At 71.4% G+C, this 25,772-nt stretch carries 21 protein-coding genes; 9 read left to right on the forward strand and 12 right to left on the reverse strand.

Features of this window, described 5'->3' with window-relative positions; translation table 11 throughout:
* Complete coding sequence (locus ABFX81_RS04875) at positions 1-2,187, forward strand: 3-hydroxyacyl-CoA dehydrogenase NAD-binding domain-containing protein (RefSeq protein WP_346137663.1); 2,187 nt, start codon at positions 1-3, stop codon at positions 2,185-2,187.
* On the opposite strand, the gene ABFX81_RS04880 is transcribed toward ABFX81_RS04875, so the two are convergent.
* Entirely contained in the window at positions 2,173-2,889 is a 717-nt protein-coding gene (locus ABFX81_RS04880; protein WP_346137664.1) for a MerR family transcriptional regulator, read from the reverse strand. The two genes, ABFX81_RS04875 and ABFX81_RS04880, sit on opposite strands and share 15 nt — an antisense overlap.
* 268 nt (positions 2,890-3,157) lie before the next feature.
* Between ABFX81_RS04880 and ABFX81_RS04885 the strand changes: the two genes are divergently transcribed.
* Complete coding sequence (locus tag ABFX81_RS04885; RefSeq protein ID WP_086852019.1) at positions 3,158-4,624, forward strand: amino acid permease; 1,467 nt, start codon at positions 3,158-3,160, stop codon at positions 4,622-4,624.
* 42 nt (positions 4,625-4,666) lie between these two features.
* The gene (locus tag ABFX81_RS04890) at positions 4,667-5,146 is read left to right on the forward strand and encodes a macro domain-containing protein (protein ID WP_086852016.1); all 480 of its coding nucleotides are present in this window, start codon (positions 4,667-4,669) and stop codon (positions 5,144-5,146) included.
* A gap of 11 nt (positions 5,147-5,157) precedes the next feature.
* Here the strand turns inward: ABFX81_RS04890 and ABFX81_RS04895 are convergent, their stop codons facing one another.
* Together ABFX81_RS04895 and ABFX81_RS04900 are read right to left on the reverse strand one after the other, a co-directional pair.
* Entirely contained in the window at positions 5,158-6,051 is an 894-nt protein-coding gene (locus ABFX81_RS04895) for an arginase family protein (protein ID WP_086852014.1), read from the reverse strand.
* Positions 6,052-6,145: 94 nt separating this feature from the next.
* Positions 6,146-7,669 carry a M1 family metallopeptidase gene (locus tag ABFX81_RS04900; RefSeq protein ID WP_346137665.1) on the reverse strand — a complete coding sequence of 508 codons (1,524 nt, stop codon included), beginning with the start codon at positions 7,667-7,669 and terminating at the stop codon, positions 6,146-6,148.
* Between the two features lie 201 nt (positions 7,670-7,870).
* Between ABFX81_RS04900 and ABFX81_RS04905 the strand changes: the two genes are divergently transcribed.
* The 3 genes from ABFX81_RS04905 (at position 7,871) to ABFX81_RS04915 (ending at position 12,987) form a co-directional block, all read left to right on the forward strand.
* The gene (locus ABFX81_RS04905; RefSeq protein ID WP_086854316.1) at positions 7,871-9,829 is read left to right on the forward strand and encodes a Xaa-Pro dipeptidyl-peptidase; all 1,959 of its coding nucleotides are present in this window, start codon (positions 7,871-7,873) and stop codon (positions 9,827-9,829) included.
* 50 nt (positions 9,830-9,879) lie between these two features.
* Positions 9,880-11,181 carry a M14 family metallopeptidase gene (locus ABFX81_RS04910; protein ID WP_086854319.1) on the forward strand — a complete coding sequence of 434 codons (1,302 nt, stop codon included), beginning with the start codon at positions 9,880-9,882 and terminating at the stop codon, positions 11,179-11,181.
* Positions 11,182-11,262: 81 nt separating this feature from the next.
* The gene (locus ABFX81_RS04915; protein WP_086854315.1) at positions 11,263-12,987 is read left to right on the forward strand and encodes a BCCT family transporter; all 1,725 of its coding nucleotides are present in this window, start codon (positions 11,263-11,265) and stop codon (positions 12,985-12,987) included.
* Positions 12,988-13,073: 86 nt separating this feature from the next.
* Here the strand turns inward: ABFX81_RS04915 and ABFX81_RS04920 are convergent, their stop codons facing one another.
* Positions 13,074-14,021 (reverse strand): FAD-dependent oxidoreductase, encoded by a 948-nt coding sequence (locus ABFX81_RS04920; protein WP_086854314.1) that lies wholly within the window; start codon positions 14,019-14,021, stop codon positions 13,074-13,076.
* Between the two features lie 66 nt (positions 14,022-14,087).
* Between ABFX81_RS04920 and ABFX81_RS04925 the strand changes: the two genes are divergently transcribed.
* Entirely contained in the window at positions 14,088-15,110 is a 1,023-nt protein-coding gene (locus tag ABFX81_RS04925; RefSeq protein ID WP_086854313.1) for an oxidoreductase, read from the forward strand.
* Positions 15,111-15,156: 46 nt separating this feature from the next.
* Complete coding sequence (locus ABFX81_RS04930; RefSeq protein ID WP_086854312.1) at positions 15,157-16,797, forward strand: ATP-binding cassette domain-containing protein; 1,641 nt, start codon at positions 15,157-15,159, stop codon at positions 16,795-16,797.
* Here the strand turns inward: ABFX81_RS04930 and ABFX81_RS04935 are convergent.
* From ABFX81_RS04935 to ABFX81_RS04955, 5 genes are all read right to left on the reverse strand, one after another.
* Entirely contained in the window at positions 16,794-17,351 is a 558-nt protein-coding gene (locus ABFX81_RS04935; RefSeq protein ID WP_086854311.1) for a putative glycolipid-binding domain-containing protein, read from the reverse strand. The two genes, ABFX81_RS04930 and ABFX81_RS04935, sit on opposite strands and share 4 nt — an antisense overlap.
* A gap of 105 nt (positions 17,352-17,456) precedes the next feature.
* On the reverse strand, positions 17,457-19,853 hold the full coding sequence (locus tag ABFX81_RS04940) for a helix-hairpin-helix domain-containing protein (RefSeq protein ID WP_086854310.1): 2,397 nt from the start codon (positions 19,851-19,853) through the stop codon (positions 17,457-17,459).
* 101 nt (positions 19,854-19,954) lie between these two features.
* Entirely contained in the window at positions 19,955-20,086 is a 132-nt protein-coding gene (locus ABFX81_RS04945) for an LPFR motif small protein (RefSeq protein ID WP_010042827.1), read from the reverse strand.
* A 142-nt stretch (positions 20,087-20,228) separates the two neighbouring features.
* Positions 20,229-21,098: an SCO6745 family protein gene (locus ABFX81_RS04950; RefSeq protein WP_346137666.1), complete on the reverse strand. Its 870-nt coding sequence runs from the start codon at positions 21,096-21,098 to the stop codon at positions 20,229-20,231.
* A gap of 105 nt (positions 21,099-21,203) precedes the next feature.
* Positions 21,204-21,959, reverse strand: coding sequence for an enoyl-CoA hydratase-related protein (locus tag ABFX81_RS04955; RefSeq protein WP_086854308.1), 756 nt, complete (start codon positions 21,957-21,959; stop codon positions 21,204-21,206).
* Between the two features lie 218 nt (positions 21,960-22,177).
* Between ABFX81_RS04955 and ABFX81_RS04960 the strand changes: the two genes are divergently transcribed.
* Positions 22,178-22,684, forward strand: coding sequence for an ATP-binding protein (locus ABFX81_RS04960; RefSeq protein ID WP_086854318.1), 507 nt, complete (start codon positions 22,178-22,180; stop codon positions 22,682-22,684).
* A gap of 22 nt (positions 22,685-22,706) precedes the next feature.
* On the opposite strand, the gene idi is transcribed toward ABFX81_RS04960, so the two are convergent.
* The 3 genes from idi to galE all read right to left on the reverse strand — a co-directional run bounded on the left by idi (position 22,707) and on the right by galE (position 25,679).
* On the reverse strand, positions 22,707-23,300 hold the full coding sequence (gene idi / locus ABFX81_RS04965; protein WP_086854307.1) for an isopentenyl-diphosphate Delta-isomerase: 594 nt from the start codon (positions 23,298-23,300) through the stop codon (positions 22,707-22,709).
* Between the two features lie 299 nt (positions 23,301-23,599).
* On the reverse strand, positions 23,600-24,538 hold the full coding sequence (locus ABFX81_RS04970) for a cation diffusion facilitator family transporter (RefSeq protein WP_086854306.1): 939 nt from the start codon (positions 24,536-24,538) through the stop codon (positions 23,600-23,602).
* A gap of 169 nt (positions 24,539-24,707) precedes the next feature.
* Positions 24,708-25,679 (reverse strand): UDP-glucose 4-epimerase GalE, encoded by a 972-nt coding sequence (gene galE, locus ABFX81_RS04975; protein WP_086854305.1) that lies wholly within the window; start codon positions 25,677-25,679, stop codon positions 24,708-24,710.
* Between the last annotated feature and the right edge of the window lie 93 nt (positions 25,680-25,772).

Raw genomic sequence — 25,772 nt, forward strand, 5'->3', positions numbered from 1 at the left:
ATGAGCACTGAATCCACCACCATCCGCTGGGAACAGGACCGCACCGGCCTCGTCACCCTGGTCATCGACGACCCGAACCAGTCGGCGAACACCATGAACCAGGCGTTCCGCGACTCGCTCGCCGCCGTCACCGACCGCCTGGAAGCCGAGAAGGACACCATCCGGGGCGTCATCATCACCTCGGCCAAGAAGACCTTCTTCGCCGGCGGCGACCTGCGCGACCTGATCCGGGTCACGCCCGAGACGGCCCAGGAGCTGTTCGACGGCGGCATGGCGATCAAGCGGAACCTGCGCCGCATCGAGACCCTCGGCAAGCCGGTCGTCGCCGCCCTCAACGGCGCCGCCCTGGGCGGCGGTTACGAGATCGCCCTGGCCTGCCACCACCGCGTCGCCCTCGACGCGCCCGGCTCCAAGATCGGCTGCCCCGAGGTCACCCTCGGCCTGCTGCCCGGAGGCGGCGGCGTCGTCCGCACCGTCCGCATGCTCGGCATCGCCGACGCGCTGCTGAAGGTCCTCCTCCAGGGCACCCAGTACAACCCGCGCCGCGCCCTGGAGAACGGCCTCGTCGACGAGGTGGCCGCCACTCAGGAGGACATGCTGGCCAAGGCCCGCGCCTTCATCGACGCCAACCCCGAGTCGCAGCAGCCCTGGGACAAGCCGGGGTACAAGATCCCGGGCGGCACCCCGGCCAACCCCAAGTTCGCGGCCAACCTGCCCGCCTTCCCGGCCACGCTGCGCAAGCAGACGAACGGGGCCCCCTACCCGGCCCCGCGCAACATCCTCGCCGCGGCCGTCGAGGGCTCCCAGGTCGACTTCGAGACCGCCCAGGTCATCGAGTCCCGCTACTTCGTGGAACTGGCCGCGGGCCAGACCTCGAAGAACATGATCCAGGCCTTCTTCTTCGACCTCCAGGCCGTCAACTCCGGCGCCAACCGCCCCCAGGGCATCGAGCCCCGCCAGGTCCGCAAGGCCGCCGTCCTCGGCGCCGGGATGATGGGCGCGGGCATCGCCTACTCCTGTGCCCGCGCCGGCATCGACGTCGTGCTGAAGGACGTCTCCCTGGAGGCGGCCGTCAAGGGCAAGGGCTACTCCGAGAAGCTCTGCGCGAAGGCCGTCGCCAAGGGCCGTACGACGCGGGAGAAGGCGGACGCGCTGCTCGCCCGCATCACCCCCACCGCAGAGGCGCAGGACCTGGCGGGCTGCGACGCCGTCATCGAGGCCGTCTTCGAGGACACCTCCCTCAAGCACAAGGTGTTCCAGGAGATCCAGCACGTCGTGGCGCCCGACGCGCTGCTGTGCTCCAACACCTCGACGCTGCCCATCACCGCGCTCGCCGAAGGCGTCGAGCGCCAGGCCGACTTCATCGGACTGCACTTCTTCTCGCCGGTCGACAAGATGCCGCTCGTCGAGATCATCAAGGGCGAGCGCACGGGGCAGGAGGCCCTGGCGCGCGCCTTCGACCTGGTCCGGCAGATCAACAAGACCCCGATCGTCGTCAACGACTCGCGGGGCTTCTTCACCTCCCGTGTCATCGGGCACTTCATCAACGAGGGCGTCGCCATGGTCGGCGAGGGCGTGGAGCCCGCCTCGGTCGAACAGGCCGCCGCCCAGGCCGGCTACCCGGCCAAGGTGCTGTCCCTGATGGACGAGCTGACGCTGACCCTGCCCCGCAAGATCCGGGCCGAGACGAGGCGGGCGGTCGAGGAGGCGGGCGGCACGTGGACGCCCCACCCCGCCGAGGCCGTCATCGACCGCATGGTCGACGAGTTCGGCCGCACGGGCCGCAGCGGCGGCGCCGGGTTCTACGACTACGGCGAGGACGGCAAGCGCACCGGACTCTGGCCGGGCCTGCGCGAGCACTTCACCGAGCCGGGGTATCAGATCCCGTTCGAGGACATGCGGGAGCGCATGCTCTTCTCCGAGGCGCTGGACACCGTCCGGCTGCTGGAGGAAGGCGTGCTGACCTCCGTCGCCGACGCCAACATCGGCTCCATCTTCGGCATCGGCTTCCCGGGCTGGACGGGTGGCGTGCTCCAGTACATCAACGGCTACGAGGGCGGTCTGCCCGGGTTCGTGGCACGCGCGCGTGAACTCGCCGAGCGCTACGGCGACCGGTTCACGCCGCCCGCGCTGCTCGTGGACAAGGCGGAGAAGGGGGAGCGGTTCAGCGACTCAGCCCGCGCCTGACTCCCGTGACGGCTCGGTGAGCCACTCGCCCAGCTCTTCCTTCAGCGACCGCTGGAAAGCGGTGAGGAGCGCCTGCACCACCAGGGGCTGCATGTGCGCCGACAGGGACCGCACGTCCCGTGCGTCACGCTCCGCCACCTCACCGCGGAAGAGCTGGGAGAGTTCACGGGCCGCGGCGCGCGAGTGTTCGATGAGAACCTTGCGCGCCGCGAAGATCGCCTCCTGGGAGAGCGGCACGTCCAGCAGCCCGACGCCCAGCCGGAGCAGACCGAGATCGGCCTCGTAGCCGCCGTCCGCCGGCCGCAGCACGCCCATCGCGACCAGCCGCTCGACGTCCTCGTGGCCGAGCGGCCGCCCGGCCCGGCGCTCCAGCTCCTCCCGCGTGACCGTCTCGACGGTGTCCGGCGCCCAGGAGGCCACCACCGCCCGGTGCACGGCGAGGTCGCGGGCGCTCAGGTCAGGCGGCAACTGACGCAGATAGCGCTCGATGCCGGCCAGCGTCATGCCCTGGTGCTGCAACTCCTCGATCAGCGCCAGCCGGGCCAGGTGCTCCCGCCCGTAGTGCCCCACGCGCCGGGGGCCGAGCACCGGCGGCGGCAGCAGTCCCTTCGTGCCGTAGAAACGGACCGTGCGCACCGTGACACCGGCCCGGGCGGCCAGTTCGTCGATCGTGAGGGTCGGTTCCCCGGTGTCGGTCGTCATGTGCAGCAGTATCGCTGTCTCACCAGTGCTGTGAAACCTCGTCCGCATCCCCTCGTGACTCTGAGGTGAACGTCGGGTGGCGGCTGTGCCGCTCCCTGATGGATCTTGTGAGGGGTGACGCTCTGTGACGCCCGTCACCGTATGCGAGCGGATCGGTGTGGGAAGGTGCTGGCTTGGTCTGTGCCGCGTCACAAGGGTGGTACGGGCCACTGCACTGTACGGACCCCGGGCCCACGACGTCCGGGCGCACCAGAGAGTGGAACCACCCGTGAGCAAGGACGCCGTGAACACGGCTGCGGCCACGCCGCGTACCGATGCGGCCCAGGTGCCCGCGGACGCGGGCGACGCCGGCTACAGCAAGGACCTCAAGGCCCGCCACGTCAACATGATCGCCATCGGCGGGGCCATCGGCACCGGCCTCTTCCTCGGCGCCGGCGGTCGCCTCCACAACGCGGGCCCGGCCCTGGCGATCGCCTACCTGGTCTGCGGCATCTTCGCCTTCTTCGTGGTCAGGGCCCTCGGGGAGCTCGTGCTCTACCGGCCCTCCTCGGGCTCCTTCGTGTCGTACGCGCGCGAGTTCCTCGGCGAGAAGGGCGCCTACGTCGCCGGCTGGATGTACTTCCTGAACTGGTCGACCACCGGCATCGCCGACATCACGGCGATCGCGCTCTACACGCACTACTGGAGCATGTTCACCGACATCCCGCAGTGGGTGCTCGCGCTGATCGCCCTCGCGGTGGTGCTTGCGGTGAACCTGATCTCGGTGAAGATCTTCGGCGACATGGAGTTCTGGTTCGCGATCATCAAGGTCGCGACGCTCGTCGGCTTCATGTTCATCGGCATCTTCCTGCTCGCCACCCAGCACGAGGTGGGCGGCCAGACGCCCGGCCTGAGCGTCATCACCGACAACGGCGGCGTCTTCCCGCACGGCATGATGCCCGTCGTCCTCGTCATGCAGGGTGTGATCTTCGCGTACGCCGCGCTGGAGCTGGTCGGTGTCGCCGCGGGCGAGACCGCCGAACCGGAGAAGGTCGTCCCGCGCGCGGTGAACTCGATCATGTGGCGGGTCGGTCTCTTCTACGTCGGCTCGGTCGTCCTGCTGGCCCTGCTGCTCCCCGGCTCGGTCTACTCGGCCGACCAGAGCCCCTTCGTCACCGTCCTGTCGAAGATCGGCGTCCCGGCCGCCGGCGACGTGATGAACCTGGTGGTCCTCACGGCCGCGATGTCCTCGCTGAACTCGGGCCTGTACTCGACGGGCCGCATCCTGCGCTCCATGGCGATGGCCGGCTCGGCGCCGAAGTTCACCGCCCGCATGAACCGCAGCCAGGTCCCCTACGGCGGCATCCTGCTGACCTGCGCGGTGTGCGTGCTCGGCGTCGGCCTGAACTTCCTCGTGCCGGCCCAGGCCTTCGAGATCGTGCTGAACGTCGCCTCGCTCGGCATCATCAGCACCTGGGTGATCATCATGATCTGCCACCTGGTCTTCGTCCGCCGCGCCAAGGAGGGCCTGGTCGCACGCCCCTCCTTCCGTCTCCCCGGCAGCCCGGTCACGGAGATCACCACGATCGCCTTCCTGCTGGCCTGCCTCGGCATGATGTGGAACGACCCGGAGGTCGGCCGCAAGACGCTGCTACTCGTCCCGCTGATCGCGGCCGCCCTGGTCGCGGGCTGGTTCGGCATCCGCCGCCGGGTGTCGCAGACGGCCGACCAGGAGCTGTCGCAGTTCACGAAGTAGCAGGCCGGAGCCACTGTCAGTGGCAGGGCCTACGGTGGCGTCATGTCGGGGATCAGGTATGTCCGGGGTGACGCCACCGTTCCGTCGGTGAAGGGCGTCAAGGTCATCGCCCATGTCTCCAACGACCTCGGGGGCTGGGGCAAGGGCTTCGTCCTGGCGATATCGCGCCGCTGGCCCGAGCCGGAGGCGGAGTACCGGGCGTGGCACCGAGACCGCGCGGCGAACGACTTCGGGCTCGGCGCGGTGCAGTTCGTCCAGGTCGAGCCGTACGTGTGGGTGGCCAACATGATCGGCCAGCGCGGCACCAGGACCGGCAGCAAGGGCGTCCCCGTCCGCTACGAGGCGATCGACACGGCGTTGGAGACCCTGGCCGAGCGGGCCGGTGAACTGGGCGCGACCGTCCACATGCCCCGTATCGGCTGTGGTCTCGCCGGTGGCAAGTGGTCCCGGGTCGAGCCGCTGATCGAGGAGCGGCTGATACGGCGGGGGATACGGGTGACGGTGTACGACCACGGGGACTGACCGGCCCGGGCTCAGTCCTGGCCGTCCCTGGCGAACGCCCGCACCAGACAGTCGCTGAGGCGCTGCGCGATCGCCCCGTCGGGATCCAGACGGGGGTTGAAGATCGCCACGTCGAGGCCGACGGCACCGCCGCCGAACAGGGCCGTGCGCAGCACGGTCTCCAGCTCCTGCCAGGTCAGCCCGTCCGGGAGCCGGTAGTCGACGGCGGGCATGACCGCGTCGTCCAGGACATCGACGTCGAGGTGGATCCAGTACGCGCCGCCCGCGCCGTCGCCGGTCAGCAGCCCGACCGCGCGCCGGGCCGCCTCGCCCGCCCCCAGGGCGCGCACGGTGTCCAGCTCCAGTGCGTGCAGCGCGGACGGCAGCGGCTGCATCCCGTACGCCGCGGACTCCTCCGCGTCCCGGAACCCCAGCGCGACGACGTCCTCGTCCCGTACCAGCGGGCCCCGGCCCTCCAAGTCGGCCAGCAGGCGCGGGCCGCGCCCGGTGGCGAAGGCGAGTTCCATGGAGGCCACCTCACCGGCCGGTTCCGCCGACGGCTGGTAGAAGTCGGTGTGCCCGTCGAGGAACAGCAGCCCGTGCCGGCCACGGCGGCGCAGCGCGAGCAGGTTGCCGAGCAGCACACTGCAATCGCCGCCCAGCACCAGCGGGAAGCGGCCGTCGTCGAGGACGCCGCCTACGGTGCCGGCCAGTGCGGTGGAGTACGCGGCGATGCCGGCGGGGTTCAGGACCCCGGTCTGCGGATCCCGCTCCGGGTCGTACGGGGGTGGCTCGACCCGGCCCGCCGGCACCGCTCCGATTCCCTCGGCCAGCCCTGCCCGGAGCAGTGCTGCCGGCAGGTCTTCGACGCCGGTCGGGCGCAGCCCGAGCACGGACGGTGCCTCGATGATCGCCACGTTCCGCACGTCCGGCTCCTTCACCAGCCAGCCATCGCGCCGGCCGGGCCCACACGCCGACGCGCATGGGCCCACCGTAGACCGCCGCCCGGGACGAGGCGCGTCAGTGCACGTGCCCGGCGTTCCCGTGCTCCGCGTGCTCGTGCACCCCGTTGGTCGCCGCGATCTTCTTCCACGACCTCGGCTGCGGCACAGCCCCCGAGCCCTTCGCGACCGCCGCGGCCCGAGCCGCCGGCGCCCCCGGCTTCGACGGCTGGAACAGCCACGTGTCGAACAGGGCGGCCAGGGGCTTGCCGGACACCTCCTCGGCGTACCGCTGGAAGTCGGCGACCGACGCGTTGCCGTGGGCGTACTTCTGCGGCCAGCCCTTGAGGATCGCGAAGAACGCCTCGTCGCCGATCTCGTTGCGCAGCGCCTGGACGGCCAGCGCGCCCCGGTCGTACACCGCGATGTCGAACTGGTTCTCCGGGCCCGGGTCCCCGGGCTTCACCGTCCAGAACGGGTCGTCGGCGGGATGCGAGGCGTACACGTGGTCGGCGAGTTCCTGTGCCGTGCCCTCGCCCTCGTGCTCGGACCACAGCCACTGCGCGTAGCGCGCGAAGCCCTCGTTGATCCAGATGTCCTTCCAGCGCTTGAGCGACACGTCGTCGCCGTACCACTGGTGCGCCAGCTCGTGGACGACGAGGGAGACGTTCGACCCGTTGGCGAACTGCCGCGGGCTGTAGTACGGCCGGGTCTGGGTCTCCAGCGCGTACCCGGTGGTGGTGTTCGGCACGTATCCGCCGAGCGCGTTGTAGGGGTACGGCCCGAAGTAGCCCGTCAGCCAGTCGGCGATCTCCCCGGTCCGTTCGAGGCTCGCCCGCGCCGCGCCGGCGTGGCTCCCCAGGTCCTTGCTGTAGGCGTTGAGGACCGGGATGCCGCTCTCGGTCGTGCCGGTCGTGATGTCGAACTTCCCGACCGCGAGCGTGGCGAGGTACGTGGCCTGCGGCTTGTCGGAGCGCCAGTTCCAGCGGGTCCAGCCGAGACGCGAACTCGTCGACTGGAGCGTGCCGTTGGAGATGGCCTGCGTGCCGTCCGGGACCAGCACGGACACGTCGTAGGTGGCCTTGTCGAGCGGGTGGTCGTTGCTCGGGAACCACCACGCCGCCGCCTCGGGCTCGTTCGCCGCGACGCCTCCGTCCGGGGTGCGGTGCCAGCTCGTGAAGCCGTAGGCCTTCTTCGACGACGGCACGCCGCGGTAGCGCACGACGACCGTGACGGGCGTGCCCTTGGCCAGCGGGGTCTTCGGCGTGATCTCCAGCTCGTGCTCGCCCGATGTCCGGAACGACGCCTTCGCGCCGTTGACGCGCACCTCGCCGACGTCCAGCAGGAAGTCCAGGTTGAAGCTGGACAGGTCCTGCGTGGTGCGGGCCACGAGGGTGGCCGTGCCCTCGAGCTCGTCCGTGGCCGGCTGGTACTTCAGCCTCAGGTCGTAGTGGGAGACGTCGTATCCGCCGTTGCCGTAGGCCGGGTAGTAGGGGTCACCGATACCCGGCGCGCCGGGGGAGCGGGGCGCGGCCGATGCCGGGATCGCCAGCAGGAGAACGGCCGCGGCCAGGGCTCCCGGCGCGATGATGCTGCGGTGCACGCAAAACTCCAAGTCGTAGGGTCCCGAGGGCTGTCCGGAGCCTATTGACTCCCGGTCTCACTGATCATGTCCATGGCCCCTGCTGTCACACGATCGCCATTCGGCCGACATGGGACACCGGCCCCAGTGGTCCATCCCGGACACGCCGGTCCGTCAGGTGCCCTCTTCTGAACGGGAGTTCACCGATGTAGCGTCCGCCGCATGCCGAAACGCACGCGCTTCACGACCTGGAGACCGCTCGCGACGGCGGCCACGGCCGCCCTGGTGGCCACGCTGCTCACCCCGGCCGCGGCGGACGCCGCCCCGCGCGAGAGCCGACCCGTCCACTCGTACGACAACGCCATCCGCGAGGCCGTCTGGGTGGACACCGGACTCGACGGCGACCGCGACGGCAAGGCCGACCGGGTCGCCGTGGACATCGTCCGCCCCCGCGAACCCGCCCGACAGGGCCGCAAGGTCCCCGTCATCATGGACGCCAGCCCGTACTACTCGTGCTGCGGGCGCGGCAACGAGAGCCAGAAGAAGACGTACGACGCGAACGGCGACGTCAACCAGATGCCGCTGTACTACGACAACTACTTCGTGCCCCGCGGCTACGCCTTCGTCGGCGTCGACCTGGCCGGAACCAATCGCTCCGACGGATGCGTCGACGTCGGCGGCCGCTCCGACATCCAGTCCGCGAAGGCCGTCGTCGACTGGCTCAACGGCCGTGCCAAGGCCTACACGACCCGCACCGGCACCACCCGCGCCAAAGCGGCCTGGACCAACGGCAAGACCGGCATGATCGGCAAGAGCTGGGACGGCACCATCGCCAACGGCGTCGCCGCGACCGGCGTCGAGGGCCTGAAGACCATCGTCCCGATCAGCGCCATCTCCTCCTGGTACGACTACTACTTCCAGCAGGGCGCCCCGCTCTACGACTCCGGCCCCGAATGGCTGTCCGACTACGTCAACAGCCCCGACGCCCGCAGCAAGTGCGCCGCCGTGCAGAAGAAGCTCGTCGACGGGGCCCCGCGCACCGGCGACTGGACCCCGCTGTGGACCGAGCGCGACTACGTCAGGGCCGCGCGGAAGGTCAAGGCCAGCGTCTTCCTCGTGCACGGCATGCAGGACCTCAACGTGCGGATGAAGCACGTCGGCCAGTGGTGGGACGCCCTCGCGAAGAACGGCGTCGAGCGCAAGATCTGGCTCTCCCGGACCGGCCACGTCGACCCCTTCGACTTCCGCCGCGCCACCTGGGTCGAGACGCTCCACCGCTGGTTCGACCACGAACTCAAGGGCTACGACAACGGCATCGACCGCGAGCCCATGGCCGACATCGAACGCGCGCCGGATCAGTGGACCACCTCGAAGACCTGGCCGCCGAACGGCACCCGGCCCGCCACCCTGCGCCCCGACCGAGGCGCCCAGGCAAGCGTCGGCACCCTCGGCCTGCAGCGCGGCCACGGCACCGCGACCTTCACCGACGACCCGAAGCTGAGCGAGACCGACTGGGCCGCACAGATCGACAAGCGGACACCGGAGAAGGCCGGTTTCGTCACCAGGCCGCTCACCCGTGACCTGCGCCTGTCCGGCTCCTCCGAGGTCACCGTCACCGCGACGCCCTCCACCCCGACGGCCCACCTCTCCGCCGTCCTCGTGGACATCGGCCCCGCCACCATCCGCGACTACGCCGACGCGGGCGAAGGCATCACCACCCTCACCGACCGCACCTGCTGGGGCGCGAGCACCGCGGGCGACAGCTCGTGCTTCAAGGAGACGAAGGCGAAGACCGCCGACGTCGACTACACGATCGTCAGCCGCGGCTGGGCCGACCTAGGCAACCACGCCTCCGACCTGACGGGCGCCCCGCTCACCCCGGGCAAGCGGTACACGATCACCCTCGACCTGGCGGCGACCGACCACGTCGTCCCCAAGGGCCACCGCCTGGCACTGATCGTCGCGGGCACCGACAAGGGCCTCGTCGACCCTCCCGCCGCCGACAGGCCCGAGCTCACCGTCGACCTGTCCCGCACCTCGGCCCGCGTGCCGTTCGTCGGCGGAGCCGTCGCCTTCGCCCGCGCCACCACCGGAGCCGCGTCCGCCACACCCGACGCCACCCCGCTGGACGGCGTACGGGATCCGCGCACCGCTCACCGCGTCCCGGAGGGAAGCCAGTGACCCGCGACACCGCAGTCAGGAGCGCGCCCCGCGACACCGCGGCCGGGCCCGTGGCCCGCAGGGCGGCAGGCAGGACCGCGACGCGCGTGCGCGCCCTCACCCTGACCGCCGCGGCCGTCGCGGCGTCCCTGGCCGCCGTCCCGGCCGAGGCCACCACCGATTCCCCGCCCCGCACCGGCTTCGAGCAGACGAACGGCGCCCGCTGGACCACCCAGCCCGAGGAGCAGGACTTCCTCAACGCCGTGGACCGGTCGAGCGGCCGCGTCTCCCTGACCCGCTTCGGGACGACGAAGCAGGGCCGCCCGCTCCAGCTTGTCCGGATCGGCACCCGCCCGACACCCAGCAAGGTGCTGCTCGTGTGCAGCCAGCACGGCGACGAACCCGCAGGCCGCGAAGCCTGCCTGACCACCGTCCGCGACCTCGCGTACGCCCGCGACAGCCGCACCCGGCGCTTCCTGGACCGCACCACGGTCCTCGTCGTGCCCACCGCCAACCCCGACGGCCGGGCCGCCGACACCCGGGGCAACAGCGACGGCGTGGACATCAACCGCGACCACCTGGCACTCCGGACCGCCGAAGGCCGTGCGCTGGCGAAGCTCATCCGCGACCAGCGTCCCGACCTCGTCTACGACCTGCACGAGTACGGCGCCACACCCCCGTACTACGACAAGGACCTCTTCGACCTGTGGCCGCGCAACCTCAACACCCATGAGGCGGTCCACGACGAGGCGAAGACCCTCTCAGAGAAGTACGTCCGCCCCGCGGCGCGGCGGGCCGGCCACTCGACCGGCACCTACGGCATCTGGACCGATCCCGAGACCGGCGAGCCGGTCAAGCAGGTTGCCGGAGACGGCCAGGAGCGCATATTGCGCAATATGTCCGGCGTCAAACACGGGATCGGTCTGCTCATCGAGAGCCGCGTCGACCCGCTCACCGATGCCGAGAAGGCGGACGACGCGCTGAACAGCCGCCGCCGGGTCACCTCTCAACTGGATGCCCTGGACGGCCTGTTCGGATACGCCGACCAGCGCCGCGGCGCGGTCGAGGCAGCGACGGGCAGGGCCCGGCTCGCGGGATACGTCACCGCCGGCCCCGTCTACGTCGGGGGCGCCGACAACGACACGCCCGAACCGGCCGAGGTGATCCAGAACCCGCCCTGCGGCTACCGGCTCACGGCCGCGCAGTACGCCGAGGTGGGAGACGAACTCGCGCTGCACGGTGTGCGCGTACGCCGGGACGCGGAGGGCGTGCTCGTACCCCTGCGCCAGCCCCTGCGGGCGCTCGTGCCGCTGCTGCTCGACGAGCGCGGAACGTACCACCTGACGGCAGGCGATCCGGAAACGCAATGTTGAGGGGGGTGAAAATGCGCCACACGTGGTAGGGGCGTACGGAGGACTTACGTTCCTCCTACGCTCCGATGAAAGGTGCCGCCTGTGACGCACGACCGACCAAGTGAGAGCGATCACCAAGAGGGGCCCGCGCTTCCGGGTTCGGAAGCGGGGCTCCCTGGTCAGGAACGTCCTAGAACCGACCGAATTGTCTTCGGGGTCACGGCCGTGCTCACCCTCGCCTTCGTGGTCTGGGGAGCCGCGGCCACCGACTCGCTCGAAGACGTCTCCACCAGCATGCTCAGCGGGCTGATGCACAACGGCGGCTGGGCGTTCATGCTCGCGGCGTCCGGCTTCGTCGTGTTCGCCTTGTGGCTCGCGATCAGCCGCTACGGCCGTATCCATCTCGGTACGGAGGGCGAAGAACCCGAGTTCCGCACGGTGTCCTGGGTCGCGATGATGTTCAGCGCCGGCATGGGCATCGGCCTGATGTTCTACGGCGTGAGCGAGCCGCTGTCGCACTACGGCACGCCCCCGCCGGGCACGAACCCGGCCGACTCCGGCGACCGCATGGAGACGGCCATGGCCACCACCCTGTTCCACTGGACGCTCCACCCGTGGGCGATCTACGCGGTGGTCGGCCTCGCCATCGCCTACAGCACCTTCCGCCGGCGGCGCCGCCAGACCATCAGCGCCGTCTTCACCCCGCTCATCGGCAGGAAGAACGCCAACGGCGGCATCGGCCGGGCCATCGACATCCTCGCGATCATCGCGACCGTCTTCGGCTCCGCCGCCTCCCTTGGCCTCGGCGCGCTCCAGATCGGCTCCGGTGTGCAGGAGCTGAAGTGGATGGACAAGGTGAGCACCGGGCTGCTCGTCACGATCATCGCGGTGCTGACCCTGGCCTTCGTCGCGTCCGCGATCTCGGGTGTGGAGAAGGGCATCCAGTGGCTGTCCAACACCAACATGGTGCTGGCGCTCGTGCTCGCCCTGTTCGTGTTCGTGGCCGGCCCGACCATCATCGTCCTCGACCTGTTGCCCACCTCCGTCTTCGCCTACCTCGGCGACCTGCCCCAGCTGGCCGGCCGGACCGAGGCGAGCGGTGGCGAGGGCGTCGCCGACTGGCTGGGCAGCTGGACGGTCTTCTACTGGGCGTGGTGGATCTCCTGGACGCCCTTCGTCGGCATGTTCATCGCCCGCATCAGCCGGGGCCGCACGATCCGCCAGTTCGTCGGCGGCGTCATCCTCGTGCCCAGCACGGTCAGCCTGATCTGGTTCGCGATCTTCGGTGGCTCGGCGATGAAGATGCAGGAGCAGGGGCAGCTCGGCAAGGAGGCCACCCCGGAGGGGCAGCTCTTCGGCGTGCTCCAGCAGTTCCCCATCGCGACCGCCACGAGTCTGCTCGTGATGGTCCTCGTCGGCATCTTCTTCGTCTCGGGCGCCGACGCGGCGTCGATCGTCATGGGCACTCTGTCGCAGAAGGGCGCGCTCGAACCGGGCCGGTTCGTGGTGGTGTTCTGGGGTGTGGTCACCGGTGCGGTGGCCGCGATCATGCTCCTGGTCGGCAGCGGCCAGGGCGACGCGCTGACCGGTCTGCAGAACCTCACGATCCTCGCGGCGGCGCCGTTCGTCATCGTGATGATCTTCATGTGCATCGCCCTGATGCGCGACCTTCGCCGCGACCCGGTGATCGTGCGTGAGCAGATGGGATCCGAGGCCGTCGAAATGGCCGTCATGGAAGGCCACAAGAAGTACGACGGCGAGTTCGAGTTCCGCGTCGGCCCGGGCCGCGGCCCGGACGTGGAGGGAGACCCGATCGGCAAGCACTGACCCGACCGCCCCAGCCGCTTCACCTCGACGCCCTCGGCCGCCCTCGGCCGGGGGCGTCTGAGTCGAGCAGCCCAGGTCCGGCGGTCCTAGCCGACCAGCCGGGCCGCCTCCTCCGCGCATCCCCAGGCCACCGTCACACCCGCACCACCGTGGCCGTAGTTGTGGATCAACAGGCGGCCGTCAGGCAGGGTGTCGCGCTCCAGGCGGACGGCCGGGCGGGTGGGGCGCAGTCCCACCCGGTGTTCCAGCACGCGCGCCCGGGCGATCTCCGGCCGCAGCGCCGCGCAGCGGCGGATGATCGCCTCGGCCGTCGCGGGGTCGGGCTCCAGCGACCACGCGTCCTCCTCCGCCGTACCGCCGAGGACGAGCCCGCCCGGCTGCGGGAACATGTACGCGTACTCGCCGGCCGCGTCGGTGGAAACCAGCCAGGTGTCGATCCCCGGGTTCTCCACGACGACCAACTGCCCGCGCACGGGCCGGACGGACGGATCCGGCACCAGCTCCCGCGCGGCGAGCCCCGTGCAGTTGATCACGACCGGCGCGTCGGCCTCGGCCAGCCCGGACACCGTACGAGCCTCGACCACACCGCCCGCCGCCGCCAACCGCTCCCGCAGCCACGGCAGATGGGCCGGCATGTCGATGAGCGGCAACCGCGCCCGGATCCCCGACCCCGCGTACTCCCCGGCCGTGGTCGCCCGCAGCTCCGGCATCCGCTCCGTCAGCCACCCGTCGACCTCGTCGAGACGCGTCTCGCCCAGTACCCCGTCGACCAGGCGTACGCCGCACGCCTCGGACCCCGCGGCCAGTTCCTCGTACACCCCCAGCGACCGCAGCGCCCACACCCGCGCCAGCGCGAGCGGTTCGATCCTGTACGGCCACCACAGCGCCCCCGCGACCGCTGAGGTGGTCGCCTCGACGCTGTCACGCGTCCACACCCGTACCCGCCGCCCTCGCTCGGCGAGAACGACCGCGGTCGTCAGCCCGACCACCCCTCCACCGACCACCACGATCTCGTCACCGCGCTCACCAACCATGCCCGGACCGTAGCGGAATGTGCCATGCCGTGCTCACATCACGCGGGGTGTGGGAATACTCACCGTATGTGTGCCGAGTACACGACCTTCGGCCTGGCACCCGCGATGCGGGCCGGCGGAGTCCGCACAGACGGTGGTTACCAGGTCCACCGGGACTTCGTGGACTTCATCGTCGACGGACGCCCGCTGCTGTTCCGGCTCTCCGACCTCGACGCGGTCTCCCCGCTCGCCTCCGACGTACCACCCTCGATCTTCACCGCGCAGGTCCGCAGCCTGCTCCTGGAGAGCCCGGCACCGCTGCCCGGCGGCCGCTACGTCGTCTACGGCTGCCCCGAGTGCGAGGACCTGGCCTGCGGCGCCGTCACCGCGGTCATCCGCCGGGACGGCGAGGACTTCATCTGGCGGGACTTCGCCTGGCAGACCGACGAACACGCCGATCTGGAGCTCAACGGCTACCACGGCATCGGCCCGTTCCGCTTCCGTGGTGCCGAGTACCGCGCGGCGCTGAGCGCCCTGCTGAACGGCTCCGCCCCGGACACCCGCCGCCGCGTCCTGCTGATCGGCGCCCGGGTCGCCGTCCTGGCCAAACTCGCCGCGGCGCTGCGCACCATCGGCGTCGGCGCCGACATCGCCCACGACGCCGACCACGTGCCCGCCGACGAACTGCGCGGCTACGGCGCCGTCGCCTTCGGCCGTGGGACCGGCGAGCGGGAACGTGCCGCCGTCCGCCGCGCCTTCGAACGCGCCGAGGTCCCCGTCGCGTACGTCGACGGCCTCGCCCCGATCGTCCCCCTCCTCGTCGCCCAGATCGAACACGCCCTGGACGGCAGCCCGCTGGAGCGGCGCCGCCTCACCGGCCTGACCGCCACCGGCGGCGAGGCCGACGTCGAGGTCACCTCCGCCTGCCGGGTCACCCTCACCGCGTACCGCCTCGACCGGCTCTCCCGCACCCACACCCACGAGATCTTCGACGGCGTCCTGGAACCGGGCCGCCACCGCATCGCCCTGGACACCAAGGCGGTGAAGGGGCAGTCGTTCCTGGTGGCGCGCACCGCCACCAGCGTGCTGGTGACGGTCGTGGCCTCCTGAAACCCAGCCGTGGACCGCCCGGGACGGCCGTTAGGATCGCGGTCTGATGACTGCCACCCTCGTCGCCAAGAACCTCGCCGCCGGCCACGGCGACCGCTCCCTGTTCGCCGGACTCGACCTCGTCGTCGCGCCCGGCGACGTGATCGGCCTGGTCGGAGCCAACGGCGCCGGCAAGTCCACCCTGCTCAGGATGCTCGCCGGACTCACCGCCCCCGAGCAGGGGGAGCTGCGCCTGTCCCCGCCGACCGCCACCGTCGGCCACCTGCCGCAGGAGCCGGACCGCCGCCCGGGCGAGACCGTACGGGCGTTCCTGGCCCGCCGCACCGGCGTGGCCGAGGCCCAGCGCACCATGGACGAGGCGACCCAGGCCCTGGTCGACGGGGCCCCCGGCGCCGACGACGCCTACGCCACGAGCCTGGAGCGCTGGCTCGGACTCGGCGGCGCCGACCTCGACGAACGCGCCGAGGAGGTCGCCGACTCGCTGGGCCTGGCGGTCGATCTGGACCAGCTGATGACGTCGCTGTCCGGCGGCCAGGCCGCCCGCGCCGGCCTCGCCTCCCTGCTCCTGTCCCGCTACGACGTCTTCCTCCTGGACGAGCCCACCAACGACCTGGACCTGGACGGCCTGGAGCGCCTCGAACGCTTCGTGAGCGGCCTGCGCGCCGGGACGGTGGTCGTCAGCCACGACCGCGAGTTCCTCACCCGCACGGTCACCAAGGTCCTCGAACTCGACCTCGCCCAGCGGCGGATCAACCTCTACGGCGGTGGCTACGAGGCCTACCTGGAGGAGCGGGAGGTCGCCCGCAGGCACGCCCGCGACGAGTTCGAGGAGTACGCCGACAAGAAGTCGGCCCTCCAGGACCGCGCGCAGATGCAGCGCTCCTGGATGGACAAGGGCGTGAAGAACGCGCGCCGCAAGGCGAGCAACGACAACGACAAGATCGGCCGCAAGTTCCGCAGCGAGGCCAGCGAGAAACAGGCCGCGAAGGCCCGGCAGACCCAGCGCATGATCGAGCGGCTGGACGTCGTCGAGGAGCCCCGCAAGGAGTGGGAGCTGCGCATGGAGATCGCGTCGGCCCCGCGCTCGGGCGCCGTCGTGGCGACCCTGCGGGACGCCGAGGTGCGTCGCGGCGGCTTCGTGCTCGGCCCGGTGTCCCTCCAGATCGACTGGGCGGACCGGGTGGCGGTGACGGGCGCGAACGGCGCCGGCAAGTCCACCCTGCTCGCCGCCCTGCTCGGCCGTGTCCCGCTCGACGCCGGGCACGCGGCGCTCGGCTCGGGTGTCCTGCTCGGGGAGGTCGACCAGGCTCGCAAGCTGTTCCACGGCCAGGAGCCCCTGATGGACGCCTTCCGTGCGGCCGTCCCGGACACCGAACCGGCCGAGGTCCGCACCCTCCTGGCCAAGTTCGGCCTGAAGTCGGACCACGTCCTGCGCCCCGCGGCGACCCTCTCCCCGGGCGAGCGCACCAGGGCCGCCCTGGCACTGCTCCAGGGCCGGGGCGTCAACCTCCTGGTCCTCGACGAGCCGACCAACCACCTCGACCTGCCCGCCATCGAGCAGTTGGAGTCGGCCCTCGACTCCTACGAGGGCACCCTCCTGCTGGTCACCCACGACCGCCGCATGCTCGACGCCGTACACGTCACGCGCCGCCTTGAGGTGGCGGACGGCAAGGTGACCGAGCGCTAACGGGCCGTCAGGCGACGGGCCAGCTCGGGGTAGTCGACGACGTACCCCTCCTCGTCGAACTCCAGATCGCTGCGGAAGTCACCGGAGGCGTACCGGACCCGCCCGGGGCCGAGATGCGTGTAGGTCTGCCGGGACGGCCGCACGGCCAGGTCCGGCACGGACACCCAGGCCATCAGGAGCTCCAGCTCGCCCGGCCCGCGATGGAGGCCGTGCCGGAGCACCGGCATGGTGTTGGTGAGCGGACACAGCCCGAGATCACAGTCGAGGGCGCCGTCGACGGCGGGGAGGGGGACGCCGTTCGCGGTCCACCCGCCCCCGCCGTCGTGCCGCAGATCGAGGACGTGGTCTTGCGCCTCTGTCTCCACCGTGACGCTCAGTCGCCGGGTCACGAACCCTTCGGCGGTTTCGAGTTCGTAGGAGACCCAGTACGGCTGGGGGACGGTCCCGACGGCCCGCCCCCGCGCCCGCATCACTCCGTCCCCGAGCTCGACCCAAGCGGTCTCGACCCCCCGGCTTGCGGAAACGTCCCAGGTGATGACACGCGAAGCAGACATACCGGCCACACTAGATCGTGAAGGGCGCGAAGCGCCTCTTCACCAGGGGCGCGGGGAACTGCGCGACCGGCCACAACGGACCCGCAGCTCCCCACAGCCGAACGGTCAACGCTTGCCCTTCTTGGGGTCGACCAGGCCCGCGCGGCGCAGCGCGTCGGCCATCGCACCGTTGGCAGGCGGAGGCGCCTGACGCGAACCGCCACCGCCACCGCCGCCACGGCCGCCACGGCCGCCGCCACGACCGCCCTGCCGCTGCTGCGGCGGACGCCCGCCCCGCTGCCTGCGCTCGCCGGTGCCGTCCTGCCCCTGCGGGGCCGCCTCGTCGTCCAGGCGCAGGGTCAGCGAGATCCGCTTGCGCGGGATGTCGACGTCGAGGACCTTCACCTTGACGATGTCCCCGGGCTTCACCACGTCCCGCGGGTCCTTGACGAACGTCTTCGACATCGCGGAGACGTGCACCAGACCGTCCTGGTGGACACCGACGTCCACGAACGCGCCGAACGCGGCGACGTTCGTCACGACACCTTCCAGGACCATCCCGGCCGACAGGTCGGAGATCTTCTCCACGCCCTCCTTGAAGGCGGCCGTCTTGAAGGCCGGACGCGGGTCGCGGCCGGGCTTCTCGAGCTCCTTCAGGATGTCGGTGACCGTCGGCAGACCGAACGTCTCGTCCACGAAGTCCTGCGGCTTCAGCGAGCGCAGTACCCCGGTGTTGCCGATGAGCCCCGCGACCTCCTGCCCGGCGGTCTTCACCATGCGCCGGACGACCGGGTACGCCTCCGGGTGCACACTGGACGCGTCCAGCGGGTCACCGCCGCGGATCCGCAGGAAGCCCGCGCACTGCTCGTACGCCTTCGGGCCCAGCCGCGCCACCTTCTTCAGCTCACCACGGGACTTGAACGGGCCGTTGGCGTCCCGGTGCGCCACGATGTTCTCGGCGAGCCCGGAGCTGATGCCGGAGACCCGGGCGAGCAGGGGGGCCGACGCCGTGTTGACGTCCACGCCCACGCCGTTCACACAGTCCTCCACCACCGCGTCCAGCGAACGCGACAGCTTCACCTCGGACAGGTCGTGCTGGTACTGGCCGACACCGATCGACTTCGGGTCGATCTTCACCAGCTCGGCCAGCGGGTCCTGGAGCCGCCGGGCGATCGACACGGCGCCGCGCAGCGACACGTCCATGTCGGGCAGTTCCTGCGAGGCGAAGGCGGACGCCGAGTACACGGACGCGCCGGCCTCGGACACCATCACCTTCGTGAGGTTCAGCTCCGGGTGCTTGGCGATCAGTTCCCCGGCGAGCTTGTCGGTCTCGCGGGACGCCGTGCCGTTGCCGATGGCGATCAGCTCGACCGCGTGCTCCTTCGCCAGCCGGGCGAGCTTGGCGATGGCCTCGTCCCACCGGTTGGCCGGGACGTGGGGGTGGATGACGTCCGTGGCGACGACCTTGCCGGTCGCGTCGACGACGGCGACCTTCACGCCCGTACGGAAACCGGGGTCGAGGCCGAGCGTCGCGCGCGTGCCCGCCGGGGCGGCGAGCAGCAGGTCGCGCAGGTTGGCCGCGAAGACCCGCACCGCCTCGTCCTCGGCGGCCGTGCGCAGCCGCAGCCGCAGATCGATGCCGAGGTGGACGAGGATGCGGGTGCGCCAGGCCCAACGCACCGTGTCCAGCAGCCACTTGTCGCCGGGGCGGCCCCGGTCGGCGATCCCGAACCGGTGGGCGACCATCCCCTCGTACGACGACGGGCCGTCCGTCGGCTCCTCGGGCTCCAGGACGAGGTCGAGGACCTCCTCCTTCTCGCCGCGCAGCATCGCCAGGATGCGGTGCGAGGGCAGCTCGGTGAACGGCTCCGCGAAGTCGAAGTAGTCGGCGAACTTCGCGCCCGCCTCCTCCTTGCCGTCCCGCACCTTGGCGGCCAGCCGCCCGCGCACCCACATGCGCTCGCGCAGCTCGCCGATCAGGTCGGCGTCCTCCGAGAACCGCTCGGTGAGGATCGCCCGGGCGCCGTCGAGGGCCGCCTGCGGATCGGCCACGCCCTTGTCGGCGTCGACGAACGCGGCGGCCGCGGCGAGGGGCTCGACGGACGGATCGCCGAGCAGCCCCTCCGCCAGCGGCTCGAGACCGGCCTCACGCGCGATCTGTGCCTTGGTGCGCCGCTTGGGCTTGTACGGGAGGTAGATGTCCTCCAGGCGCGCCTTGGTCTCCGCGCCCCGGATCCGCGCCTCCAGTTCCTCGGTGAGCTTGCCCTGCTCGCGCACCGAGTCCAGGATCGCCGCCCGCCGCTCCTCCAGCTCCCGCAGATAGCGCAGCCGCTCCTCGATCGTGCGCAGCTGCGCATCGTCGAGCATCTCGGTCGCTTCCTTGCGGTAGCGGGCGATGAAGGGCACCGTAGAACCGCCGTCCAGCAGTTCCACGGCAGCCCTGACCTGCCGCTCCCGTACGCCGAGCTCCTCGGCGATCCTGCCTTCGATGGACCCTACTTCGAGGGACCCGGGTGTCGTCACGATCCCGTACCGCCTATCCACTGAGGTTGCGCGGCAATTGTGGCAGGTGACACCGACACTCGGGGGTCAGGGCGGCACCCGGCACGTCGGGACCGTTCTGGTCAGACCCTGCGGCTGCGGGTGGAGGACGAAGCGCCGCCGAAGAGCCGGGCCAGGGCCCGGAAGGGCAGCGTCACGACGGTGGCGATGGCACCGCCGATCTGGCGCAGCACATCTGCAATGGCACGGAACACGAAATTCCCCTTTCTCCTCTCCCGACCGCAGCGGCCGGGAGGGAACGGGTACCTCACCAAGGCTTCACCATGCGTCACGGCCGAACACGCGTACTCGGCACGGAGTGCGGATGAGGGGCGGGCCGCTTCCAGGAGCCCCCGGTCAGCGCTTGCCGACCAGATCCGCCGGATAGGCCCCGGCCGTGAGCGCCGCCTGCGCGAACGCCGCCCCCAGCTCGGTCAGCCGCGCCACCCCCTCCGCGCCCAGGTGTTCGTACGGTGCCCGGTCCAGGCGGTCCGTCTCCTGCTCGATCTCCTCACGCAGGGCGGCACCGCGCTCGGTGAGTTCGCCGGCCGCGTCCAGCAGCCCGCGCTCACGCAGCCGGCCCGCCGCCGCGTCCCAGTCCTCCTGGTTCCAGCCCCGGCTCCTGAAGACCCACTTCGGTGCCATGCCCTTGCCCGTCGCCGTGTGGGTCACCATGGCCTCCAGCCCGTCCAGCCCCACGGACATCAGCACGGCCAGATGCCCGTCGCCCCGGTGCTCGCGCAGCAGGGTCGCCGCATGCCAGTACGCGAGGTGCGGCTCCTCGGGGACCGGCAGGTCGGCATGGGCGGCGTACAGCGGCCGCGCCCCGCGCGAGCAGGCCTCGGCGGCGCGAAGCGCGAGCCGCGCGGCCTCGGCCATCGCCGCCGACGCCAGGGCCTCTTCGCCGAGCAGGCGGCGCAGCGTCGCGTCGACCGCACGCGCGCGTGCCGCCAGCACCTGGGCGGGCGTCGCGGCCTCCCACACCGCCGGCACGTGCCGGGCCACGAGCTCGTACTTGTAGTTGTAGAAGGCCGCCACCACCGCCCCGGCCCCGACCGGCCCGAGGGCGGCGGCCCGCACGGCGAAGTTCACGGCGTGGGGATGAGTGATCCCGGCAGCACCCAGTTCCCGCCCCAGGTCCGGCGAGAAGTAGTGCGTCGCGTGGAGCGAATTGAGCACGTTCTGGCAGCGTCGGCCGGCGAGCGGCGAGAGGGCGGCAGTCGTCATGCCCGGCAGGTTACCAACCGCTTGGTATGTCCTCTACGGCTGTGCCCCTCATGGCAGAAAAGGCACCCGCGCGCACCGTCGAACTGCTCCGGTCACGCGCCGGCGTCATCCTGACGTAGGCGTACTCCAGCCGAACCGCGGCTGCCTGCGCTCCAGGAACGCGGCGACGCCCTCGGCGGTGTCGCCGCTCTCGCGTGCCTGTGCGGCCCAGTGGGCGTCGCGGTCCGTGCGCCCGTTCGCGAACTCCTTGGCCGCGGCCTGGGTCAGCAGCGAACGGGACGCCAGGACCCGCGTGAACTCGGCGACCCTCTTGCCCAGTTTCCCCTCGGGCAGCACCTCGTCGGCCAGCCCGGTGCGCAGTGCCCGTTCCGCGTCGATCAGTTCGCCGGAGAACAGCAGGTACTTGGCGGTGGCCGGCCCGACCAGGGAGACCAGCCGCCTGGTCGAGGACGCCGGGTAGACGATGCCGAGCTTCGCGGGGGTCACGCCGAACAGCGCCCCCTCCTCGGCGAACCGCAGATCACATGCCGCCGCCAGCTGCGCCCCGCCGCCCACACAGTGCCCGCGCACCGCCGCCAGCGTCGGCTTCGGGAACGCGGCGAGCGCCTCCTCCGCCTCCACCGCCAGCCGCTGCGCCTCCTCCGGCGAGCCCCGCAGCGTCGAGATGTCGGCCCCGGCGCAGAACGTCCCGCCCTCGCCGGTGAGCACCAGCGCCCGCACGGCCGGATCGCCCGCGAGCTTCTCCAGCAGCGGCGGCAGGGAGCGCCACATGGCGGCCGTCATGGCGTTGCGCTTCTCGGGATGGCGGATCACGACCGTCGCGACCGAGTCGGTCACGCTGTACAGCAGCTGCGGCTCCATGCGCCGGATGCTATCCGGATGCCAAACCCGTACAACCCGAATAGTTCGCCGAGACGGCACAACAGGGGCAGGACCAGTCCCACAACTGACCGTGTCATACGCCAACGGTCAGAAGTGCTCGATACCTGCTGACTTCTGGTCAGCTCTGGGGTAGGGAGCGCATCGTTACCAACACTCGGGGTGTGGCGACAATCGAGCGCGAGGGTGGCGACCGGACGATGGACAACGACGGGCGTGGGTTCGGTCCACGCCCAGAGGGCGGCGCGGCGCCCCTCGGCCAGGGGCCCGGAGATCCGCTGCCGTACGAAGGGGTCTGGCGGTTCACCGCACCAGCGGTCGACGCCTCGGTGCCGCAGGCGCGGCACGCCGTACGGGACCTGCTGCTGCGTCAGGGGGTGCCCGTCTCGGACGACCTGGCCCAGGGGCTGCTGCTGATCGTCTCGGAGCTGGTGACGAACGCCGTGAAGCACGCGGCGGTGCTCTCGCCGACCATCGCCGTCGAGCTGGCCGTCGGCGCCGAGTGGCTGCGCGTGTCCGTGGAGGACAGCCACCCGTACCGGCCGACCGCACTGGAGACCGACCACGGCCGGACCGGCGGCCGCGGACTGCTGCTGGTGCGCGAGATCACCCGGGAGGCGGGCGGGGTGTGCGAGGTCGACTACACCGCGAGCGGCGGCAAGGTGATCTGGGCCACTCTGCCGCTCAAGCCCGCGCGCTTCCTCTAGAAGGGCCTCGTCAGGGCCGTCGTCACCAGCCGGCCGACGTGCCGGTCAGTTCCCTGATCGCCGGCCGGGCCGCGTCCAGGACGGTCATGAACCAGGACGAGAAGGTGTCCTTGGCGTGCCGCTCCGCCAGCTCGGGCGGTGTCACGAACGCCGTCGACGCCACCTCCGCCGGGTCCGGCCGCAGCACGGCCTGCACCATCCCGACGAAGAGGTGGTTGTACTCCTGCTCCACCAGACCGGACTCCGGGTCCGGGTGGTTGTAGCGGACCGTGCCCGCCTCGGCCAGCAGGGAGGGGGAGGCGCCGAGCTCCTCGAAGGTCCGCCGCGCCGCCGCCGCGAAGGGTGCCTCACCGGGGTAGGGGTGGCCGCAGCACGTGTTCGACCACACGCCGGGGGAGTGGTACTTGCCCAGCGCCCGCTGCTGGAGCAGCAGCCGGCCGTACTCGTCGAAGAGGAACACGGAGAACGCGCGGTGCAGCTGCCCGGGCGGCTGGTGGGCGGCGAGCTTCTCCGCGGTGCCGATCGTCACGCCGTCCTCGTCGACCAGTTCCAGCAAAATCGCGTCTGCGGTGCCGTTCGACGGGCTGTGCGTCGCGGTGGCAGGTGTGATCGGCATACCCATCCTTCACATCGGTCTTCGCGCCCCAAGTCTGCCGTACGAATCCGGCACTCCCGGCACTTCGCGCCGCGCCCGCATGTCCCGCGCGGTGGCGCGGAGCGCGGCCGGCGCCGCTCGGCCCCGGAAGAGGGACCCAGTAGGTGAGCGTGCCCGGCGCGATGGGCCGAAAATCGTCCCCGCCGGTGCGGTGAGAGCCAGGGCGCGGGCGCGCGCCGGAGGGCTGCGTACCCCGGCGCACTCCAGACCGAATGCGCCCCACCAGCGCCATCAGTCCCACATGCCTCAGCAGAGGCGTGTCAGTGACAGAGGTGCGCCTCGTGCTCCCGGTGCCCGCTCGGCTCCAGCTGGAAGGTGCAGTGCTCCACGTCGAAGTGGCCGCCGAGACAGTCCTGGAGTTCGTGGAGCATCTTCTCGTGGCCTATCGCGCTCAGCACCTCCGAGCTGACGACCACGTGCGCCGACAGCACCGGCATCCCGGAGGTGATCGTCCAGGCGTGCAGGTCGTGGACGTCCTCCACCCCGTCGGTCGCCAGGATGTGGGCCCGCACCTCCGCCATGTCGACGCCCTTCGGCGCCGCCTCCAGCAGGACGTTCAGGGTCTCGCGCAGCAGCTTCACCGTGCGCGGCACGATCATCAGCGCGATGACGAGCGAGGCGATCGGGTCGGCGGCCTGCCAGCCCGTGAGCATGATCACCAGGGCCGAGACGATCACCGTGACCGAGCCGAGGGCGTCCGCCGCCACCTCCAGGAACGCGCCGCGCACGTTCAGGCTCTCCTTCTGGCCGCGCATCAGCAGCGCCAGCGACACCATGTTCGCGACCAGGCCGATGGCACCGAACACGACAGCGAGGTGGCCCTCGGTGTCCGCCGGGGTGACGAAGCGCTGGACCGACTCGTACACGACGTACCCGCCGACCCCGAGCAGCAGCAGACAGTTGGCCAGGGCGGCGAGTATCTCGGCGCGGGCGTACCCGAAGGTCGCCTGGTCGCTGGCCGGGCGGTTCGCGAAGCGGATCGCCAGCAGCGCCATGCCCAGGCCCAGCGCGTCCGTCGCCATGTGCGCCGAGTCCGCGACGAGCGCGAGCGAGTCGGCGAGCACCCCGCCGACGACCTGGACGACGACGATGCCGAGCGTGATCGCCAGCGCGATCCGCAGCCTGCCGCGGTACGCCGAGGTCGCCGTACCGTCGGCCGGCGCGCCGTGCGCGTGCCCGTGATCGTGCCCAGCCCCCATGAAAGCCCCTCCTGTGTCCGTCCGAGTACCCGTCCGATCGCGCTCGGGCACCCCAGTGAACTACGGGGAGGGGGTATGCGCAACGCGGCACTGAACACCGTTGTCATGTGCCCTGACCTGCGGAAACGATGCGCAGGTCAGGGCACCCTCAACCGGTCGGGGGCCGCACTCAGGAGCCGTGGTGCAGGAGCCAGCCCCGCCACGCCGACTCGGCCATCTCGCGCACCCCGCGCCGCGCGGTCCACCCGAGTTCCCCGGCCGCCCGGGCCGCCGAGGCGACCGCCCGCGGGGCGTCCCCGGGGCGGCGGCCCTCGACGAGCGGGGGGCGGCGGTCGCCGGTGACCTCGCCGATGACCGTGATGAGCTCGCGCACCGAGACGCCCTCGCCCCGGCCGATGTTGACCGTCAGATCGCCCGTGACGTCCCCGCCGGCGAGTCGCCGCGCCGCCGCGAGATGCGCCTCGGCCAGGTCGGCGACGTGAATGTAGTCACGGATACAGGTGCCGTCCGGGGTCGGATAGTCGTCACCGAAGATCCTGGGCGCCTCGTCGCGCGTCAGCCGGTCGAAGACCATCGGGACGATGTTGAAGACACCCGTGTCGGCCAGTTCCGGCGCGGCGGCGCCCGCCACGTTGAAATAGCGCAGACATACGGTGGAGATCCCGTGCGCGCGGCCCGCCGCCCGTACCAGCCACTCCCCGGCGAGCTTGGTCTCGCCGTACGGGTTGACCGGCGCACAGGGTGTGTCCTCCGTGATGAGGTCCACCCCCGGGTCGCCGTACACCGCGGCCGACGACGAGAACACGAAGCGCTCGATCCCGGCTTCGGCGACCGCGTCCAGGAGGGCCGCCAGACCGCCCACGTTCTCCTGGTAGTAGCGCGTCGGCCGCGCGACCGACTCGGCGACCTGCTTGCGCGCCGCGAGATGCACCACACCCGTCACGCCGTGCTCGGCGAACACCCGCTTCAGCAGGTCACCGTCGAGCGAGGACCCCTCGACGAGCGGTACGTCCGCCGGGAGCCGCGCGGGCACCCCGAACGAGAGGTCGTCCAGGGCGAGGACGCGCTCCCCGGCCTCGTCCATGGCCCTGGCCACGTGGGCCCCGATGTAGCCGGCCCCGCCGGTGATCAGCCAAGTCATGGTCGTCCACCCTATGCGGCCACGGCCGGACCCGGCGCGATGTCCCCGATGTCCGGTCTGAGGGCACGGTTTGTGGGGCGGGCCCCGGATCCA

Source organism: Streptomyces coeruleofuscus, from assembly GCF_039532725.1.
GTDB classification, from domain to species: Bacteria; Actinomycetota; Actinomycetes; order Streptomycetales; family Streptomycetaceae; genus Streptomyces; species Streptomyces coeruleofuscus.